This is a genomic window from Sulfitobacter noctilucicola (assembly GCF_000622385.1).
Taxonomy (GTDB): Bacteria; Pseudomonadota; Alphaproteobacteria; order Rhodobacterales; family Rhodobacteraceae; genus Sulfitobacter; species Sulfitobacter noctilucicola.
In genome coordinates, this window is sequence record NZ_JASD01000003.1 from 15836 (window position 1) to 35184 (window position 19349).

The window sequence follows — 19349 nt, forward strand, 5'->3', positions numbered from 1 at the left end:
CGATCGGAAACCAGTCCCCTCTCCCGCGCCGCCACACCGTCCAATCTGCGCAAAAGGGGCGATGATCACCGCATAGCGCGCGCGTTACGGTTGGGCAGGTTGGCCGTCGCTCAACAGCCGCACAAAATCCTCGGTGACATCTTTCCAGGTGCGCAGGCGGGTGTCTGCGATCCGGCGTTCCAACATGGCACGGTGTTCGGGATCTGCGATCAGCTTGCGACAGGCCGCGTGCATACTGTCGAGGCTGTGGGCATCGCAATATTCCACCATATCGCCGCCGACTTCGGGCATGGATGAATTGTTGGCCACCACCGCCGTCTTGCCGAAGGACAGGCTTTCCCCGATAGGCAGGCCCCAGCCTTCGTAAAAGCTGACCATGGCGGTAAATTCACATGTCTCATAGAGCCAGGCCAGTTCGGTGTCGTTGGGCTTGTCGGCAAATTGCACCCAACCGCCCAGATTGCCGCTGGCGCGGATCAGCTGGTTGAAATCATCGTTGTACCAGCCGGGCTTGCCGGCAAAGACCAGCTTGGGCAGGTCCAGCCCCTCCTCTTGCGTCATCCGCTGCCATGCCTGTGCCAGCCGCCAGATGTTCTTGCGCGATTCCATGGTGCCCACGACCAGCACAAACGGCACTTTGCCAAGGTTCAAAATCTCGCGGCGCAGGCCAAGCGTGCGCGTCACACGCGATTTGTATTCCCCCGCAGGACCGGACATCACATGCTGCTTTTTAGGCTCTACCAAGGTGAATTCCTGCGCCAGCGGCACGGTCTGGATCGGGCGTTGCTCGCCGATTTCTTCCATAAAGGCCGCCAGATCGGTGGCCGTATTGGCGGAGTTGGCAAAATAGCTGCTGCAATACCCGGTGGAGGTCTTGAGCCAGCGGTAAAATTCCTGACTGAAATCACCCGCAATATGTTCGGGCGTGATGATCGGGATCAGGTCATGGATCAGCTGGCTGATCTCGACGCCCTGTTTGTCTGCCAGCCCCTGAAAACAGGCGTCCAGCCCGTCGATGTCCCATGTGGCCCCCAGCACCACCAGACGGTCGCCCTTTTGCGCGATCTGGGTCAGCTGCGTGCGGGGCATGTCATAGGATTTGGGCTCGGGCTCGGTTTCGGTTGTGATACCGGCTTTGAAATTGCGCCAGCCCTCGATGCTGCTGTTGTGCTTTGTGAAATGCGCTTCGTTTCCGCGCGCGGCATGGAAGGTGCTGCGCAGATAGTGGAACCAGTATTTCATCGGCCGGTTGCGATAACGCTCAAGCGTCGGCGGGGTCTCCTTGCGCGGACGTGCCGCCCGGCCAAAGAAAACCGCGCTCAGGATATCGGGGTCGAATTCGTCCATATCGGCAATGAAATCCGACGGGATCGACACATAGTCCCGCTTGGCGCGGTCCCAGTAGCTCAGCTTAACGGTCTCGGTCCCGTGGGTCTCGACCATGCGTTTGATCACCTCGAACGACACCCGCTGGATGCCGGAGACAGAGGTTTCCTTTTCCACATAAAGCGCGATGTCTGTGACATCAAAAAAATGTGTCTTCATGGGCTGCCTCACTTGAGCCGTTTTTCAATGCACGTTCTTTGACGGGAAACCGGCTGTTTCTCAACCCCTGCGGCAAAGAGCAGACCAGACAGATTCCAATCCGCAGGGATTTGCGTGATACCGAGAGGTTTCAACAGCAGCTTTCATACTCTAAGAGATGCACATGAGTGTGCTTTACTATGATCTTTCCGAACAGTTTCTCGCGTCGGGACTGAAGTTCAAATACTACGGTATTTCGCGCACCGTGATGGAGGTGGGCTACGAGCTTGCGCGCTCGGAAGCGGACGTGCGCTTTGTCATCTTCTCACCCGGACACGAACGGTTTTTCGAAGTGACCCCGCGCATCGGCGCGGACAGTCCCACAGGCATTCTGGACCCCGGCCTGCCGCCCGAGGCAACCCCGATCCGCATGCGCTATACCTTCCCAAAGCCCAATAAACTGCGTGATCTGCTGTATCCTGTCGCGCTATGGGGCGCGCGGATGATCAACCTGCGCCGCTGGCGTGCGGTGCCCGACGGGCTGGTCCGCGAGGTTGATCTGAACGGTCAGCGGCTGGTGTCGCTGGGCCGGCCCAAGATCATGGCCGACTACCTGACGGTGACGGCCCGCGCAGGGGTGTCGATCAAGCTTAATCCGCTGCTGCACGACATGATTCCCATCTACGAATTCGCCCACTCCAGCCAGACGATGTTTTGCAACAATTTCACCCATGACAACCACATCGTCATCAAAGGGTCAGAGCACGTTCTGTCGAATTCCGCCTTCACCAAGGCCGAGATTGAGCGTTTTTCCGCCTCCGGCCATCTGCCCCAGGTGCCCGGTGTGACGGTTGTCCCGCTCAGCCACGAATTGCGCACAACGGATGAAACTGTGGTGCAGCGCGGCCCGGCAGAGCCTTATGTGCTCTGCGTCGGCATCCTCACGGGGCGCAAGAACCTCGAATGCGTGATGGAAGCGCTTTTGCATCTGCACACCACCGGCCGTCCGGTGCCGCCGCTGGTGCTGGCAGGCGCACAGCGCAAGCGCACCGACAGCTATCTTGAACAGGACCGGTTCGATCCGATCCGCGACCGCATCAATATCGTGACCAACCCCAATCAGGCCGAGCTGCGCAATCTTTACAAAGGGGCGCTGGCGCTGGCGATCCCGTCGCGGATGGAAGGCTGGGGCCTGCCGCTGGGTGAGGCCTTGTGGCTGGGCACCCCCGGTCTGGCCTCCACCGAAGCGGCGGCATTGAAAGAAGTCGGCGGCGATCTGGCGCAGTACTTCAACCCCGATGCCCCCGAAGAACTGGCCGCATTGATTGACCGACTACAGTCGGATCCGGATGCCTATGCCGCCCTCAAGGCGCGCATCGCCGCCCGCAAGGACGAACTGCGCAGCTGGAAAGATGTGGCTTACGGCGTTCTGGATGCGGTGGACGCGCTGGAGCAGCCCCGCGAGGCCGGCACCGCCCTGCCCTAACCGTCCTGTCCGGCGCGCATGCGGACAAATCCCACAAATGCCCCGTCCGCCGAGCGCAGCCGCGGCTTGCCCGACCGCGCCCAATAGGCCCGCCAATCCGCTTCCAGCGCATAGACATCCGCGCCCGGTGCCGCCGCACGCGCGGCCTCATAAGCTGCTTCGGACAGCGGCGGCGCCTCCGGCCCCTCGCTCAGGCGGCGCGGGACAAAGGCGATGATGTCGCCCTCCTCCTCTGCAAGCCTGTAATCGGGCAGATGGTCGCTCTTGATCATCTCGCGCAGCATCGCGCGGAACACGCGGCGCGGTGAGGCGGAGCCGGATTTCTTCAGAAGGGTCTCGACCGAAACACGCCAGACGGGTTGGCGGCCGCAATGTTTGCGGGCCAGTTCGTAAATGCGCCGCTCCAGCGGTTTGCGCAGACGGAAATAGTCCCGGCTCAGCGTCAGCACCGATTTGCTCAATACCGCCCGGTAAAGCCATTCCGACAATGTCACCGACACGCTGACCATACGCCCGCCCCGGGCCCGCCGCTCGATCTCCCAGGCCTCGATCAGACCGAAACCGGAGGTCACTTCGCGCCCGCCTGTCTCGATGTTGGTGGTGATCCGCGTACCTGCGAGCCGCTCGAAAGCATCCTTGAGCCGCCGGTAGGCATCCCCCGATGTTTCGCGGTTTGTGGCCACCAACAGATCATGTGCCTTCAGGGTCAGCGTACGGCTGGTCGCGCGCCCTGCGTTCAGCGCCGCCATCAGCTGGCTGATGCAAAAAATCAGAATGTCCTTGTCGTGGATCGTGGCCAGTCCGCGCATGGATGGCACCACGGTGATCTCGGTCCCCTTGTGGGCATAGTTCAGGATGCGCCGGTCGGGCCGCGTGGACAGGGTGAAAATCGGATGCTCCATAGAAGCCAGATCATCCTTGGGCACGGCGTCAAAGACATCGCAGACAAAGAAGTCTCCCGTCGGATGCCGCTCGGGCAATAGTCCGGACTGAACCAGATCCGCCATATGTTTCGCCCCTGCCCTGTTGCAGTGCCACTGCACCGCTAATCCTGCTGCCTGTTCCCGTGTGCGGGAATCGTGGTTTTAATGACACCAAGGGTAGGGCCTGTGGATAACTCAGTCCAGCCATCGTAACGGGGGATCAGAGTCACTTTGTCGGGGTATCAGAGTCGCATCAGCGTGGTTTCAGAGTCACTGCCCTCAAAAGGAAGGTCGAATTCTGTTGAATGAACAGCAACTTATGAAATCACTTGCATTGCGTAACTAATAAATAACACATCATAACACATGAAAATTTTCTTGCCCCTTTCCAAAGCAGGCGCAGGCACCTGCCGCAAAACGCTGAATTGCTGAGAAAAAGGGTGAAAGAGCCGTTTATTCTTCCACGTGCCACCTTTTGTGCTACATTGCCAAAAACACAGCATATCGGACAGGGCATGGCAGAGCTTCCTCCTTATTTCAATATTGATCCCGATCAGGCTTTGGCAGATCTCGGGCCAAGCGGAACTACAGCCGCCTTTGGCGATATGGCTGCGGCCTGCACGCGGGGGCGTGATGATCTGGCGGCACGTGGCATGGACGAGGCCGGCCAGAAATCCCTGCGCCTGTTTTCCACATGGGAGATCACCAAGTACCTGATCCCTGTCGCCCCTGCTCATTTCCGCCGTGTGCTGAAATCCAATCCCGATTTGCCGCAGGGCAAAACCGAGACAGAGGCCGGTGCGAAATGGTTCACCCTGGATGAAGTCCTGCGCCTGCGTGCGCATTTTTCGCAGGAAGGGTCCAAGTCCAAGGAATACCGCCCCTACCGCCCTGACGGATTGCCCGCAAAAATTGTCGCTGTGGCCAACTTCAAGGGCGGTGTGGGCAAGACCTCAACGGCGGCGCATCTGGCCATGTCAGCGGCGCTTGACGGCTACCGCGTGCTGGTGATCGATCTCGACAGCCAGGGCTCCATGACCTCGATCTTTGGCGGCAAGGTCGAGGACGAATGGCAAACCGTCTTTCCCCTGCTCGCGCGGCATTATGCCGAGGCCGCCCAGACCGAGAACCACAGCCGCCTGTCACGCGGCGATCCGACCATCGACATCGACGATACATTGGCCGAGGCGCTCAAGGTATCCGCCCCTGACCTCATCCAGAAAACCCATTGGCCCAACATCGATCTGATCGGCGCCCAGCTGAACCTCTATTGGGCAGAATTCCAGATCCCCGTCTGGCGCATGGCCGCGCGCCGCTGGAAGCTGTGGGATGCGCTCACCGACCGGCTCGAGGCCGATGGCGTGCTGTCGCAATACGATGTGGTGTTCATCGATACCCCCCCTGCCCTCGGCTATCTCACTATCAACGGATTGTCCGCTGCGGACATCCTGCTGGTGCCACTTGGTGCTTCCTTTCTGGAGTTTGATTCAACTGGCCGGTTCTTTGACATGCTGCATGCCACCTTCGGCTCTATCGAGGAAAACGAGAATATGGCCGCCCGCGCCCTGGGCCGCGAGGGGATGGCCTTTGAATGGGATGCGGTGCGTGCGGTGATCACCCGCTATGATGGCGCCCAGCAGGCCGAGATGGCCGCCTTGATGCAAGCCTACCTCGGGCCGGTCCTCTCCCCGCACCGGCAGGATTTTACAGCCCTCATCGGTCAGGCGGGGGAGTCGGTAAATGGCATCTACGAGGCCGACTACCGCGATTTCAACCGCGAGACCTATGCCCGCGGCAGGCAGGCTTTTGATGCGACCTATGCCGCCTTCAAACGCCTGTTGATCGGCACATGGCGCCGCGATGAAAAAGCCCGCGATGCGGCACAGGATTAATCGGGCGCACGTCCGCGTCAGGATACGTAAACTTCGACAGCGATACTGAGGTTTTGACAGGAGACAAGAGATGGCCAAACGCAAGCGACTGACCCTGCCGCCAGAGGCCCCTGCGCCTGAGACCAAGGGTATGTTCACGGAGGCCCCAACCGGCATCGTGCCGGGGCGCCGTGCGAAATCCGCACCCATCGCAGATATGGCTGGTGCCGCCGCGGCCTCTGCCGCGCTGGAAGAAGTCAGTGCCGAACTCAGCGCCGCCCGCGCCGAAGGCCGCTTTGTGCAAAAGCTGCGCACGACCCAGATCGACGCGGGCCATCTGATGCGCGACAGGGTCATTATCGATAGTGGGGATATGGACACGTTGATGGCCTCTATCCGGTCGCGTGGTCAGCAAACCCCGGTCGAGGTGCTGGCCACTGGACCTGATACATATGGCCTGATTTCCGGTTGGCGCCGTCTGGCTGCTCTGGCGCGCCTTTATGAAGAAACCAACGATCCGCAGTTTGCCTATGTGCACGCGCTTGTCCGCCAGCCCGCCAGCGCGCAGGACGCCTATGTGGCGATGGTGGAGGAAAACGAAATACGTGTCGGGCTAAGCTATTACGAGCGTGCCCAGATTGTTGCCCGTACCGTGCAGGCGGGAGTCTATGATAGTGACAAAACCGCTTTACAGACCCTGTTTTCCAGCGCCAGCCGTGCCAAGCGGTCCAAGATCAAATCCTTCCTTCCGATTGTCTCCGCGCTTGGGGATGTGCTGCATCACCCTACCGCAATCGGAGAACGTATGGGGCTGGATTTGTCACAGCGTCTGGAGGATGCGGCCTTTGCCAAATCCTTGCGGGCCAAGCTTGCAAAGAGCGATGGCAAAACGCCTGAGGAAGAACAGAACGTATTGTCTGGCGCGCTTGCTGTGCGTGCGACAAAGCCTGCAATAAAACCCAAGTTAGACTCTAAAGAAGAGCTGGCGCCGGGTGTGGTAATGATGCGTGGTCCTTCGGGTCTTACGCTTAAAGGGCCAGGGGTGACAGATGCGCTGGCCGACCGTCTGCGCGCGCTTTTCAAAGACGAATGAAATGTTTCGCGCGCGAAACATTTCCCGAAGTGTTCCGGCGGATGCTTGTGCCGCTGCTATGGGTCGTTTAGGCTCCGGACCTTGTAGGCAGGCCGCTCTGCGCGACTTGCCTACAATAGATTTCCCTCCCCAGCGATAAGCAGACCCTCCATGCCCAGCCTTCTTGTTTCCACCTTTCGCCGCCTGCTGAAGGTGGAGCTTTCACCCAAAGGCGAGATGCGCGACATCGAGATGGTGAGTGGGGCACATGGTGTCTATTTCGGACTTGAGCGTTGGGGCCCGGTCGTCTTTGTGGCCGAGCGCAATCTTGATATCAACAAGGAGCCGATCACACCGGGTGATCCGCAAAACGCGATCCGTATTTATATCCGGCTGCCGTCAGGGCGTATGATCCGCACGCCCGTGTATTACAAAAGCAAGGCTTTCGATGATTTGCACCAGATCGCCTATGATCGCGGTGCGTTGTTTGTCACTTCGGGCAAGTTCCCCTTTCTGATCCGCAAGGGGCTGTTCGGCGGACGCCGCGGCATTGATATCACCGGTCCGGTGCCTGAGCCCTACCGCCGGCACGACGACCATAATCACGATGCCTACCACATCAATTCGGTTGCGGTTCAGGGCGACCACCTGATCGCGCTGGCCCACAACTGGGACATGCCCAGCTTTGCGTTGCGCCTTTCGCTGAAAGATGCGCGCCGCGGGAAAATGACCTGTACCAGAGTCTATGAAGACCTCGGGTTTTGCTGCCATGACATCATCCCCGACGGCGATGTGTTCTGGACGCTGGACAGTGGCGGTTCTGCATTGGTGCGGGTGCATGTTGAAACGGGGGCCATGGACCGTTTCGTGATGACAGATGCGCAGGGTGCCCCTTTCGACAGCGCCCATGGCGTTCCCTTTCCGCGGGGCATCGATATCATGGGGGATCTGTTGGTGATCAGCTACGGCTTTAACGAAGACCGTGCCGACCGGATGGACAGTAACGCGATGCTGGCGGTGTTCGATACGAAACAGGAAGCCTTCGTCAGGCATCTGTCACTCGGGTCACATGGCAATACCTGTGCGGTAATGGCGCTTTAGCGCGGCGTTCGGGTATAGAGCATCTCTTTGATAGAGCCTTCGTTGTCGGGGAAAATCCGCGCAACGTCAAAGTCCCTGACGCTGTCGAGATAGTCTCTAATCGGGCCTGAAACGTCATAGGGCTTGTCTTGGGTCGTGTTCTCGTGGAGCGCCGGAAAATGACCGCGAATGCCCGGATGAATGCTGCGCAGCAGGTCTTCCAGCAGGCTCCAGTCCGCGATCATTTCCTCATAGCGCAGGACATATACATTCTCGCGGCCCAGCCCCGCAATAAGGTTCTCGATCATCAATCTGTAATCCAGGTATTCGTACCAGACCCGCCATATTAGAGCCGCATACCTGTCGGTGCGGTCACTGTCGCGAAAGACCGCGACGTCTTCCAAAGACAGATCACCGATGCGCAGATAATCGAAGTCGCGGTGAAACTGCACGGCATAGGACGCCAGCATCTTTTTTGTATCGCGCAGCACCACCAGTGCGCGGATGTCGGTGCTGCCGGCGGCCTTGAACACATTCACCAGATTGGCGATGGCGTGGGGCCGGTCCAGTGGTGCGCTTTTGCGCCCCGACCGCAGGTAGCCTTCATGGGACCAGACGTTCAGATCCCGCTCTGACAGTATACCGCGCAGATGACCGGCCAGCCCACCCAGGTCGATCTCTTCGGGCGGGCGCACGCGCATGATGTCTTCGTGTTCAAAAAACGGATCAAAGACATGCACCTTTTCACAGCGCAGCCCCAGATGTTTTTCGAGGAAGGTTTCCAGCCTGCCCTTGCTCAGGTCGAAAGGCTTGCCAAGGTAGTTGATTCCCTTTGATTTGGGAAAGACATGCCGCTGCAGATAGGTGGTCGCGGTCTTGGCATAGCCTACGTGCAAAAGCGTCTGTGTCATGGTGTTTCGATCCGGTTATGGAGCGTGCAGATCTGCCGCCACAGACGGGGCCCCAGTTCGCCATAGGCATGGCTGGCCCGCCAGTCGGTGACGCGCGCCTGTGTGGCGGCAAGCCGGTCTGCGGTTTCAGGATCGGCGGCGGGGTCACGCAGGGCGGCAATGATGGGATGCAGGCCTTGGGCGATGTCGGCAGCAGAGGTGCCGGGCAGGCGGGTGATCAGCGGCTCCACATCATCAAAGATGCGCAACGGTGTGGCGATCACCGGCCGGTCGAGGGCCAGCGCCTGACGGATCGCACCGGAGGCGGATTCAGCTGTCTGGCGATAGGGAAAGACCAGCGCATCGGCCCGCGACAGGCGGGCAAAGCTTTCGCCATCGGGCAGAAAGGCCGTTTCCAGCCGGATGTGGTCCGTCAGCCCCAGTGCGGTGATCCGCGCACGGGCATCGGCAATGGCCTCGACAGAAGGCGGGCCGGGGTATTCGGCGTTGACCATCTCCAGCGCGACATTTGCGCCCTGATCGCGCAGGATCGCCGTGGCCTCGATCAGCTGGTCCAGCCCCTTGGGCGGCAGGAAAAATCCGTATGTGCCCAACACCACGGCGCGGTCGGCGGCCATCGGCGGCGGGGCAGGGGTGTCGACGTAGGGCACGCCATGGGGAAAGAGGGCGACATTTTCTTCTAGCCCCAGATCGCGCAGCCGGTTCAGGTCATGATGGGCATGGACCAGCAACCGGTCGCAAAGCTTCAGCGCGGGCAGGATGCCTGACAGATACCGCTCGGGTGCGACGGCCCGGTCATTGGTGGCATGCATCATCATCACAACCTGCCGCCCGTCGGCCTTGGCCTTGAGGATCAGCGCGGCAAGATGGGCGAGATTGAAAAAGCCGTAGTTGAACTGGATCACCAGCACGTGCGGGTCTTCCGCATCAATCGCGGCGGCCAGATCGGTCAGTGGGTCCTGCCCCCCCTGATACCAGCAGCGGCGGGTGTCGGGGCCGTCGGGCCCGGGCCGGTCACCTGTATGGGAGGCAAAGACCGTGACGCGGTCCGGAAAGGCCTCGATCAGATGGGCGGAATACGTGGCGATGCCGCAGCGGGTGTTATAGCTGGTGATCCAGCCCACGCGCGGGGGCGGGGCGGGGCGCTGCGCGGCAATGGCCTGCGCGGCTGTGACGGAACGCTGCGCGACCTTGTCCCATGTGTGGTGCTCCAGCAGCTGTTGTTTCGCAGCGGCACGTGTTCCGGCATCCGGCGCTGGCGCATCCCGCAGGGCGCGCATCGCCGCGACCAGATCGGCGCAGTCCGGTTCGGCCCAGACTGAATCCCATGCCCCCAGATGGCTTTGAGCCGGCACAAGGCTGTATTTGGTGAACTGCACCAGCGGATTGCCGTCAAAGGTTTTCTGCCCGCCCCAGCCGGTGGTCAGCACAGGCGTCCCTGCCAGCACCGCTTCGGCCACAGGCAGGCAATATCCTTCGGCCCGCGAGGGGGCGACCAGCGCATCGGCGGCGGTATAGAGGCTGCGCATCTGGCCGGGGGTGAAGGCGCCCTCAACGATATGGACAGGCGGCAGATCGGGGTGTGTGTCACGCAAGGCGGCGACCTCATTGGCGATGTCGTTATGCGGATTGGCGAAGGTCTTGATAATGAGCTGCACATCGTCACCCGCCCCGAACCCTTTGGCGAAGGCGGCGAGCAGCACGTCGACGCCCTTGCGCGGAAAACACGACGAGACATGCAGGAAGGTGAAGCCGGCCTGCGGCAGCGGATCGGGCAGGGCGGCGGCCGGCACATCCAGATGGTCAACGCCGTTGCCCACCACATGCACGGGCAGGCCGATGCCTGCATCCTCGAACAGTTTTTTGACATGGGGTGCTGTGACCAGAAGCCCTTGCAGGTGGGTGGCCATGTCGCGGGTATAGGAAAGCGGCAGGCCGGTTTCTTCCCAGGCGTAGCCGTGCAGCAGATTGAGCGGGGCTGTCATGTCCGACACCCGCGGCGGAAACATGTTGCGGCTGAGGATGTCGGCGCTTTCGGGCGGGGTGTTCTGACCGGTTGTGTGCAGCGCGTCCAGATCCGGGCGGGCGCGCAGGAAATCGGGATCGGGGTCAAAGGGGCCGGGCCCTTCGGCCGAGAAAAGTGCCACGTCGATATTCTGCCGCCCCAACGCCAAAGCGGTTTCGCGGTTGACCGAGGCAAGGCTGTAGTCGCTGTCAAAAGGCCCTTCAAGCCGCCAGAGCAGTCTGGTGTCGGGCAGGCGGTGCGGGCGGTGGGCATTCTCGATAGAAAGGCGGGTTTTTACCAGAGCGCGGGACAGATCACGGCGGTCCGTGTCGCGCAGACCGTTCTGGGGCAGGGCAAGGGCGCGCAGGGCGGCTACGGCCTTGTGTTCAAGATCATCAAGGCGCTTTTGTACGGCACCCCACTGTAGATCAGGCGATTGAATACTGACATTTTCTGTCAGGATGCGCAGCGTTTCCTGCGCCGTTTTTTTCCATGAAAACCGCGTTGCATGCTGCTGTTGACGGGCCAGCATATCATCGCGGAATGATGCATCGGTCAGGCCGCGTTCGATCAGGTCGGCCATTGCGGGAATATCGCACGGGTCAAACAGCGCGTCGGAGGGACCGATCACATCGGGCAGGGACGCGGTATGCGCACCAAGGGCCAGCGTGCCGCAGCGGATTGCCTCCAGCGCGGGCAGGGCAAAACCTGCGTGCAAGGAGGGCATCACAAAGACATCTGCCAGCCCGTAAAGGCCGGGCAGATCGGCCTTTGGAATATCATCCAGAACACGGATGCGTGCGGGATCAAGGACAAGATCCTGTGCCAGCCGCCTGATGTCTTCGCTCCGGTCTGTGGTGAGCGGTCCGGCGACCACCAGATCATGGCTTTCGATCAGGCCCGGCGGCAGGGCAGCATAGGCGCGGATCAGGCCGGTCAGATTTTGCTCCGGCGCGCCCGACCCCGCATAAAGAAGGTAGGGGCGGCGCAATTCCAGACGGCGGCGCAATGTCTCCATGTCAATCAGGGACAGGGTGTCGGACGGGGTGAACTGTGGGTCTGCGTCCTGCGCGACAACATGGATGCGTTCGGCGGGAATATCCGTCAGCGCCAGCATGTCGTGGCGGGTCTGGTCGGATGTGGCAATCAGCGCCCTGTAGGAGGAAAGATCCGAGAGCCGCTTGTGGTAGAAGGCCTGAAACGCAGGATCGTGGTCAAAGTAGTGCTCCGGCATGAGCGCAGGGACCAGATCGTGCAGGACGGCCACCAAGGCGCAGTCCGACAGCACCAGCGGGCCAAGTGCGCAGGGGCCGTTTGCGCCTTCAAATACATCGGGACAGAACACCGCATCCGGGGCAATGCCCGCGATGGCAAAGTCGCGCATCAGGTTTGACGCGGCCCTGCGCCAGTCGCCGTTTGTCTGACGGGCACCGGATCGGGGCAGGCCATGAAAGATATGGATGCGCCTTTGCGCGTGCAGCTTGGGAAAGCGGCGCTGGAGATCGGGCAGGGTGGCGTCAAACGCGCTGTTGAGCAGCAGGTGCACCTCGTGACCCTGCGCCTCTGCCTCAGGTAACAACGCGTCCAGCAGGCCAAGCGCATAACGTCCGGGTGTCGGGGTGCCGCCTTGGGCGCATTGAAGATCGATCAGAAAACGCATGCCGCTACGTTGCTCCGGTGCCGAAAAGCCGGTCTTGCATCTGTGCTTCGCGCGGGGACAGGGGGACGGGATCTGCGGGATGCATGTCTACTTCGTGCACCGGTGTGTCGATCGCCTGAACGGTCTGTGCCGGTGGCGGGACGTCCTGAAGCTGAACATCGCTTTGCATGCCGGAGGGTGCCGCCTGCGCAGATTTCGCCCGCGCCTTTTGCTTGAGTTTGTAGAACAGTTTGCGCAGCCCGCGCCGACGGGTCAGGCGCTCCAGCCGGGTGATCGTGCCGCGCAACTCCGCGATGTCGGCGGCCTGCGCTTCTGTTGCTGCCCTGATCCGTTCTTCGAGTGTGTGCTGCATTTCTTGCGTGCTGTGCGAAAGCCGGTCGTTCAACACATTGATACGGTCCTGCAAAGAGCTTTCCACGTGATGAAGGCGGTCGTGCCACGCGGCCTGCGCCTGCTTCAGATGGACCATATAGTCGGGTTCGGGTGCCACCGGTGTGGTGCAAAAGACAGGGGAAAACACATCGAATGCTTTCCCGTAGGCCTGTGTCTGGGCGACGATAAGACAGGTGTCGCGGCTGTCCATCGTGGCGCAAAATCCCGTGTCGTCCGGGGGGGGCGGTGCGGGGTGGATCATGCGGAGCCGCGCAAAACCTGCGTCTTTGAGAATGCGGATGGCATCTGCGGGGGTGATCCCGGTGTCCCCGTCCTGCATCTGGTGTCGGGGCGCGCGGCCCAGCACCAGCAATCCGCCGGGCCGCAGCGCTTGCGTAGCCTGTGCCACAAATGAGGCGAGGGTGTGCGGTGTTCCGCTCTCCAGCCTGCCAAAACCGGTGATGACCGCGCAGTCCTGCGGCAGGGGGCCTGATCCGGTTTTCAGGGGGATGCCCTGCCCCTCCAGCAGCCGCGCCCAAAGCACGTCCGAAGCAGGGTCAACCGAGACCACTTCAAGCGCCGGCGCGAGCGTTTTCCAGGGCATCACAAAAGGCAGCGCCGCGGCGTGCAAAGCTATGGTCCCCGCGGTTGTCACAGGGGGATTTGCAACGGCAAAAAGTGGCTCAGGCAACCGGTCACAGGCTCCGTTTCCTCATTTTGGGCGGCGATTCAGAACGTTTTCAGTAAAATCACCTGCGATATCAAAAGACCATGCCATATTCACAAAAGGCCCCGCTTGGCGGCTCGAGACGGGGTTCTGTCGCGCGCAGAGGGCGGTCGGGATTAACCATGCAATTTCAGGTGCTTGAATCTTCGGGGATTCTTTCGCGGTACTGGCCCGCGCTTGCGGAAACCCGCCGGTTTGCGCCTCTGTGGGGGGTGGCGGCGGACCGGTTTCGGAGGCTCTCAAAATAAAATGTGTAACAAAAACACCATAGTAAATATGATTTGGGCAGGAGTATGAGATTCACGCTACATCAGTCCTTGTCCGAAAGAGGGAGACGCGGTAACACCCTAGCCAATTGGTTACGTGCGCCTACCGACAGGGAGGGGTGAGTAGCAATTACTCTGAATTCAAAATCGGGGCTTCGAGCGGCCTCGGACTAAAAAGGAAGAAAGCATGCCTTTAGATCTAAATACACTCACAACGGAGCAAAAGGTCACAGCCCTTTTCATCGGGTATTTTGACCGCGCCCCAGCCGTAAACGGTTTCGACTATTATGTCGCAGACCTTGACGACCGTGGCCTCTCCCTCGAAGCCGTTGCGATGGCTTTCGTTGACCAGAGCGAAACAGAAGCTCTGTACCCGGGCATCATGGACACGGCTGACCGCAGCCCTGCCGAGAACCTCGCGTTCGTTACAGCAGTATTCCAGAACCTCTTCGGCCGTGACCCGAACGTTGATGCAGACGGCAACAACTACTGGGTAGACGAGCTGAACGGTGGCGCAGACGCCGGCCTGCTGATCCTGCAGATCATGGGTGGCGCAAACGCGACTGACGAAGCTGTTCTTCGCAACAAAATCACAGTTGGTGAAGCATATGTTGCCGCTGCACGTGAAGCAGACGTTCTGACACGTGACGACGCTGGCGACACTGTATTCGACGGTGTTACAGACGATTCCGCAACTGTTGACGCGGCTCTGGAAGCAATCGACGATGCATTCGAAGCACCGGTTGTTGTTGTTCCAACAAACGTTATCTCCCTGAACCCAGACGCGGTAACAATCGCCGGCACAGACGGCAACGATGTATTCGAAGCTGAAAGCGGCGACCTGACATCCAGCATCCGCATCGACGGCGGCGCAGGCACAGACGCAATCACCGTATTCAACGAAACAGGCGGCAACTTCCTTGAAGCTGGCGTTGCAATGTCTCCACGTACAGAGAACGTTGAGCAGTTCTACATGACAAACCAGGCCAATGACCTGACGTCTGTTGCTGACAACAACGTTGGTGGTTACACCAATGGTACAACAATCATGGTAGACGTTGAAGTTGACGGCGGCCGTATGGTTGGCATCAACCGTTGGGAAGACTACGATTCCCGCGCAGATCTGGTTATCGAAGACGCACGTGACAGCACGCCAGAAGACGGCACGTTCACAGCCGAGCAGACTGTTGCAATGGTCTCCACAGATCCCGGCAACGTTGACTTCGCTGTTTACTTCGACGATCCAACAAACACATCCACAGACAGCGGTACACTGACTGTACGTCTGTTGGACCTGGACTCCGCCGCACAAGGCGAAGGTCCTCTGAACGACAACCCTTACGATGAAGTTCGCTTCACCATCGACGGTGAAACACAGACTCTGACAATCGACGCGCTTGCCGCGGCGAACGTAAGCTACGCTGCATATGTTGCTGCTCTTCAGGCATCCGCAGACGATCAGGATATTCCTGTGACAATCACGCTTGGCGGCCAGTTCACACTGCTGCAGGCTGATGGTAGCCCAGAAGTTGGTACAGAGATCCTGATCACTGTTGACAACGGCACAATCGGTGAAGGCGGCTTTAACGCATCAGCCGGTCTGCCAGCGAACAACAACACTGTTACACGTCAGATCGTAAACAACGCGACAACAGAAGCGTTGATCTCTCTGAATGTTGAGTTCGACGATGTTGGTAAAGGCTCCACAGGCGGCGACGCTCTGTTCGGTGCAATGTCCACAGGTCGCCAGACAGGTGACGACGCGACATCCGATTCCATCGGCATCCAGCAGTTCGACATCACTGTTGATCGTTCCAGCCAGTTGCAGACAATCAACTCCACCAACAACGCGTTGGAAGTTGTGAACATCGGAAACGGTGAGAACTCAGGTCTCAACAACACAACGAACTCTGATGACGAAATGATCGGTGACTTGGCCGTTCGTGGTCAGGCGAACCCAGGTTTGTCTTACGGCTTCATTGCAGACGATGCATTGACTGACGAAGACGAAAGCCTTGGTGATTTCGGTCTGACAGACGGCATCGGTCGTGCACTTCTCGGCAACACATTTAGTACTGTCGCAACAGATGGTGCAATGCCGGGCGCTCTGCCACAGCACAATGCATTCGGTTTCACCGATGTACGTGAAATCAACGCTTCCGCTATGACTGGCGCAGTAGATATCACAGCTGAGCTGACAGAAGAGATCGTTGAAAAGTACCTCGACATCACGGACCGTGGTCCAAATGGCGAAACAGACGACATCGACTTTGCTTACACATTGGGCAACGGTAGCGACGAGTTCACTCTGAACCTGTCAGATGATGCACTGAACTCCGCTGGTACAGGGTCACGTGAAGACTTCGACATGACCATCTCCGGTGGTAACGGCAACGACGTCATCACGACTAACGTTGGCGATGCAGTTAAGCTGGTGGACGAGCAGGGTCAGGATCACTACGCACTGGCCAGCACAAACGGCGAAGCATGGTACACAAACGCTGTGTCCAACGTTGCGGCTGAAATGTCCGTCTTCGGTGGTGCCGGTGCAGACACAATCTGGACACACGGTTGGGGTGACTTCACCATCGACGGTGGTGCAGATCGCGACGTTGTTTACACCGACAACTCCGGTGCAGTTGAAGCCGCTCAGCGTCTTGCGACAAACATCGACCGTAACCTGACCGAGCACGATCAGATCGATTACGTTGTTGGTGGTGTCTGGGCGTTCAACGCTGAGAACCTCGCTGTTTCAACAACAGATGGTTCACTGAGCATGACTGGTGCGACCAACGACACGATCACACTGGGCACTGTTACAGGTGTGAGCGCGACCAACCCGTTCACAGCGAACAGCGGTAGCGCAGTGTTCACCGTCTCTTACGGTGGTGCATCTGGTGCAGCGGGCACATCTTACAACATCCGTGTGACAATCCCGTTCAGCGAGCTGAACGTGAACTCCACAACAGGTGTTGTAACAACGTCTGAGCAGGCGCTGAACCAGGCAATCAAAGCCGGTATCAACAGCAACCAGGTTCTGGGTAACCTGCTGGAAGCAGCAGACGGTCCAGGCAACTCGCTGGTAATCGCAACGAAGACAGACGGTGACCACGCATCTGGTGATCTGTCCGTGGCCTACACGTCACTGACAATCAACAACAACGCACCACTGACTACGGCAGGCGAATCGTTTACTGGGGATGCGGGTTACACCACAACTGCGGCGAACTTCATCAACCTTGGTGCAGCGTCCACAGCTGAATCTGACAACACAATCAGATCCGGTACAGACGGTGCGGATGACCTGTTTGTTCTGTCCACAAACGATGCAGCGACTACTCCTGCGACAGTGAACGGTGGGTTGTCAGCAACAGACCTGAACGGTGCCAGCAACGAAGTTATCGAATTCGACAACGGCTTTGGCCGTGACACAATTCTGAACTTTGACGCGGGTGATAACGCTGCAGGCGATACAACTGGCGAAGACGTTCTCGACTTCGACCTGTTGTTCGCAGACGGTACGTTCGCGGCAAGTACGTTGGTTAAAGGTGCAATCACCGGTGCAACAGCTAATGGTGAAATCACTCTCGCTTCCGAAATCGGTGGCACAGGCCCAACATCCAACGATACACTGGCGGAAATCCAGGCGATGTACACAGCTGCGGACACCACTGCGTCCACAACTGTCGCTGAAGAAATCGTCATCGTATACGATGCGAACGACAACAACGCAGGCGCTGTCTATGCCGTTACAGACGGTACAGGCGCTGGTGATGTTGCTGTGACCTTCGAAGGTACAATCAACCTCGTCGGTACTGCTTGGACAACACTGGAAATCGACAACTTCGCGTAAGCGAAACGTCAGTCAGGCCCTTCGGGGCCTGACGCCCAAGACATTGAAAGCCCCCGGCATGTTCGGGGGCTTTTCTACATCCGGAGGGTGGCTCCGGTGCCAACAAGGAAATGAAACATGGCCAAGATCAAGATCGACGACAAAGAATACGAGACCGACGACCTGTCCTCCGATGCCAAGGACAACCTGACAAACATGCGCTTGTGTGACGAGCGTCTGACGCAGATCCGCCGTGATGCGGCGATCACACAGACGGCACGCAACGCCTATGCGGCGGCGCTGAAGTCCGCTCTGCCCAAGGACGCCTGAAGCGGCTCTTCTTTCATGCCGGCCGCCCCTTGCGAGGGGATGTATTTCAGGGCCGGCATGTTGCTTTTTTGACGTTACGGTTTTAGGGGTCCGACGCGGAACCCGGACCGCCCATGACATTTGCATCAAATCCCCGTCTGGTGTATGAATTTTGAAAATAATACGGTGTCTGAGCAGAATGAATGACACTGGTGCGCTTACCGCAGAAGGACATCGCTCATGAAAGCCAAGACACCTCTGGCACAGGCCTACGGGCGGTTTCGTGCGGTTTTCGGTGCTACGATATTATTCAGCTTTTTCAGCAATATCCTTATGTTCGTCGGCCCGCTCTATATGTTGCAGGTCTATGACCGGGTTCTGGCCAGCCGGAACGAGCTGACACTGGTCATGATCTCGGCCATCGCGATTGCGCTTTTGGTCACCTACGGTCTGCTGGAATTCATCCGCTCGAAGCTGCTGGTGCGTGCAGGATTGCAGTTCGACGACATGCTTGCGCATCCCGCCTTTAACCGGGTGATCCGGCACCGGTTGGCGAGCCCTAATGGCGGTGCCCATTCCACCCTGCAAGACATCGACCGCGTGCGCGAGTTCATGACCGGTCAGGGTATCCTTGCGTTTTTCGACGCGCCTTGGGTGCCCTTGTTTCTGGCCTTGTGTTTTGCCTTCCATCCGTGGCTGGGCATCGTGGCGACCGTGGGCGCGCTGATCATCTTTGCGCTGGCGCTGGCGAACGAATTTGCCACACGCGGTTTGTTGCAAGAGGCGGGCAATGCCAGCCAGGGCGCGGCACACTTTGTGAATACCACCATGCAGAACGCCGAAGTCATCCGTGCTTTGGGTATGGAAAAGCAGCTGACCAAACGGTGGCTGGGCCAGCATGACGATGTGCTCGACAAGCAGGCAAAAGCCAGCGGGCGGGCAGGGGCGATCATGGCCTCGACCAAATTTGTGCGCATGACATTGCAGATTGCCATTCTGGGCACCGGTGCCTATCTGGCCATCCTGCAGGAAATCTCTCCGGGGATCATGATTGCGGCTTCCATCGTGATGGGCCGCGCATTGGCACCGGTCGAACAGGCCGTGGGCCAGTGGAAGCAATTCGTGGCCGCGCGTCAGGCCCATAAACGTCTGACACAGGTCTTTGGCGCGCTTGGCGATGAAGAAGACCGGATGCAGCTGCCGGCGCCCAAGGGCAACCTGAGCGTTCAGGGACTGGTTGCTACCGCACCTGACGCCAAGGTCGGGATCACCGGATCCAAGCCTGCGCTGCTCAAGGGTATTTCCTTTGAT

At 59.2% G+C, this 19349-nt stretch carries 12 protein-coding genes; 7 read left to right on the forward strand and 5 right to left on the reverse strand.

Annotated elements, in window-relative coordinates; all coding sequences use genetic code 11:
• Positions 1–84: 84 nt before the first annotated feature.
• Complete coding sequence (locus Z946_RS0101020; protein WP_025053892.1) at positions 85–1545, reverse strand: glycosyltransferase family 4 protein; 1461 nt, start codon at positions 1543–1545, stop codon at positions 85–87.
• 163 nt (positions 1546–1708) lie between these two features.
• Here Z946_RS0101020 and Z946_RS0101025 point away from each other — a divergent pair, with 163 nt between their 5' ends.
• The gene (locus tag Z946_RS0101025; RefSeq protein WP_025053893.1) at positions 1709–3010 is read left to right on the forward strand and encodes a glycosyltransferase; all 1302 of its coding nucleotides are present in this window, start codon (positions 1709–1711) and stop codon (positions 3008–3010) included.
• Here the strand turns inward: Z946_RS0101025 and Z946_RS0101030 are convergent.
• On the reverse strand, positions 3007–4017 hold the full coding sequence (locus Z946_RS0101030) for a replication initiator protein A (RefSeq protein WP_025053894.1): 1011 nt from the start codon (positions 4015–4017) through the stop codon (positions 3007–3009). The two genes, Z946_RS0101025 and Z946_RS0101030, sit on opposite strands and share 4 nt — an antisense overlap.
• A gap of 431 nt (positions 4018–4448) precedes the next feature.
• Here Z946_RS0101030 and Z946_RS0101035 point away from each other — a divergent pair, with 431 nt between their 5' ends.
• From Z946_RS0101035 to Z946_RS0101045, 3 genes are all read left to right on the forward strand, one after another.
• Positions 4449–5825: an AAA family ATPase gene (locus Z946_RS0101035; RefSeq protein ID WP_052836050.1), complete on the forward strand. Its 1377-nt coding sequence runs from the start codon at positions 4449–4451 to the stop codon at positions 5823–5825.
• A 70-nt stretch (positions 5826–5895) separates the two neighbouring features.
• Complete coding sequence (locus Z946_RS0101040) at positions 5896–6897, forward strand: ParB/RepB/Spo0J family partition protein (RefSeq protein ID WP_025053896.1); 1002 nt, start codon at positions 5896–5898, stop codon at positions 6895–6897.
• A 150-nt stretch (positions 6898–7047) separates the two neighbouring features.
• Positions 7048–7977 (forward strand): hypothetical protein, encoded by a 930-nt coding sequence (locus Z946_RS0101045; protein WP_025053897.1) that lies wholly within the window; start codon positions 7048–7050, stop codon positions 7975–7977.
• Here Z946_RS0101045 and Z946_RS0101050 read toward each other — a convergent pair.
• From Z946_RS0101050 to Z946_RS0101060, 3 genes are read right to left on the reverse strand one after another with little or no spacing between them, the layout of a single operon-like run.
• Entirely contained in the window at positions 7974–8867 is an 894-nt protein-coding gene (locus tag Z946_RS0101050; RefSeq protein WP_025053898.1) for a hypothetical protein, read from the reverse strand. The two genes, Z946_RS0101045 and Z946_RS0101050, sit on opposite strands and share 4 nt — an antisense overlap.
• Positions 8864–12532, reverse strand: a complete 3669-nt coding sequence (locus Z946_RS20945) for a glycosyltransferase (RefSeq protein WP_025053899.1) — start codon at positions 12530–12532, stop codon at positions 8864–8866. The genes Z946_RS0101050 and Z946_RS20945 overlap by 4 nt, the downstream gene beginning before the upstream one ends.
• 4 nt (positions 12533–12536) lie before the next feature.
• Positions 12537–13508 (reverse strand): hypothetical protein, encoded by a 972-nt coding sequence (locus tag Z946_RS0101060; protein WP_152540539.1) that lies wholly within the window; start codon positions 13506–13508, stop codon positions 12537–12539.
• A 576-nt stretch (positions 13509–14084) separates the two neighbouring features.
• Between Z946_RS0101060 and Z946_RS0101065 the strand changes: the two genes are divergently transcribed.
• The 3 genes from Z946_RS0101065 to Z946_RS0101075 form a co-directional block, all read left to right on the forward strand.
• Positions 14085–17750 carry a DUF4214 domain-containing protein gene (locus Z946_RS0101065; RefSeq protein WP_025053901.1) on the forward strand — a complete coding sequence of 1222 codons (3666 nt, stop codon included), beginning with the start codon at positions 14085–14087 and terminating at the stop codon, positions 17748–17750.
• 117 nt (positions 17751–17867) lie between these two features.
• Positions 17868–18059: a DUF6447 family protein gene (locus tag Z946_RS0101070; RefSeq protein ID WP_025053902.1), complete on the forward strand. Its 192-nt coding sequence runs from the start codon at positions 17868–17870 to the stop codon at positions 18057–18059.
• Positions 18060–18278: 219 nt separating this feature from the next.
• A partial coding sequence (locus tag Z946_RS0101075) for a type I secretion system permease/ATPase (RefSeq protein WP_025053903.1) occupies positions 18279–19349 on the forward strand: 1071 nt, incomplete at its 3' end.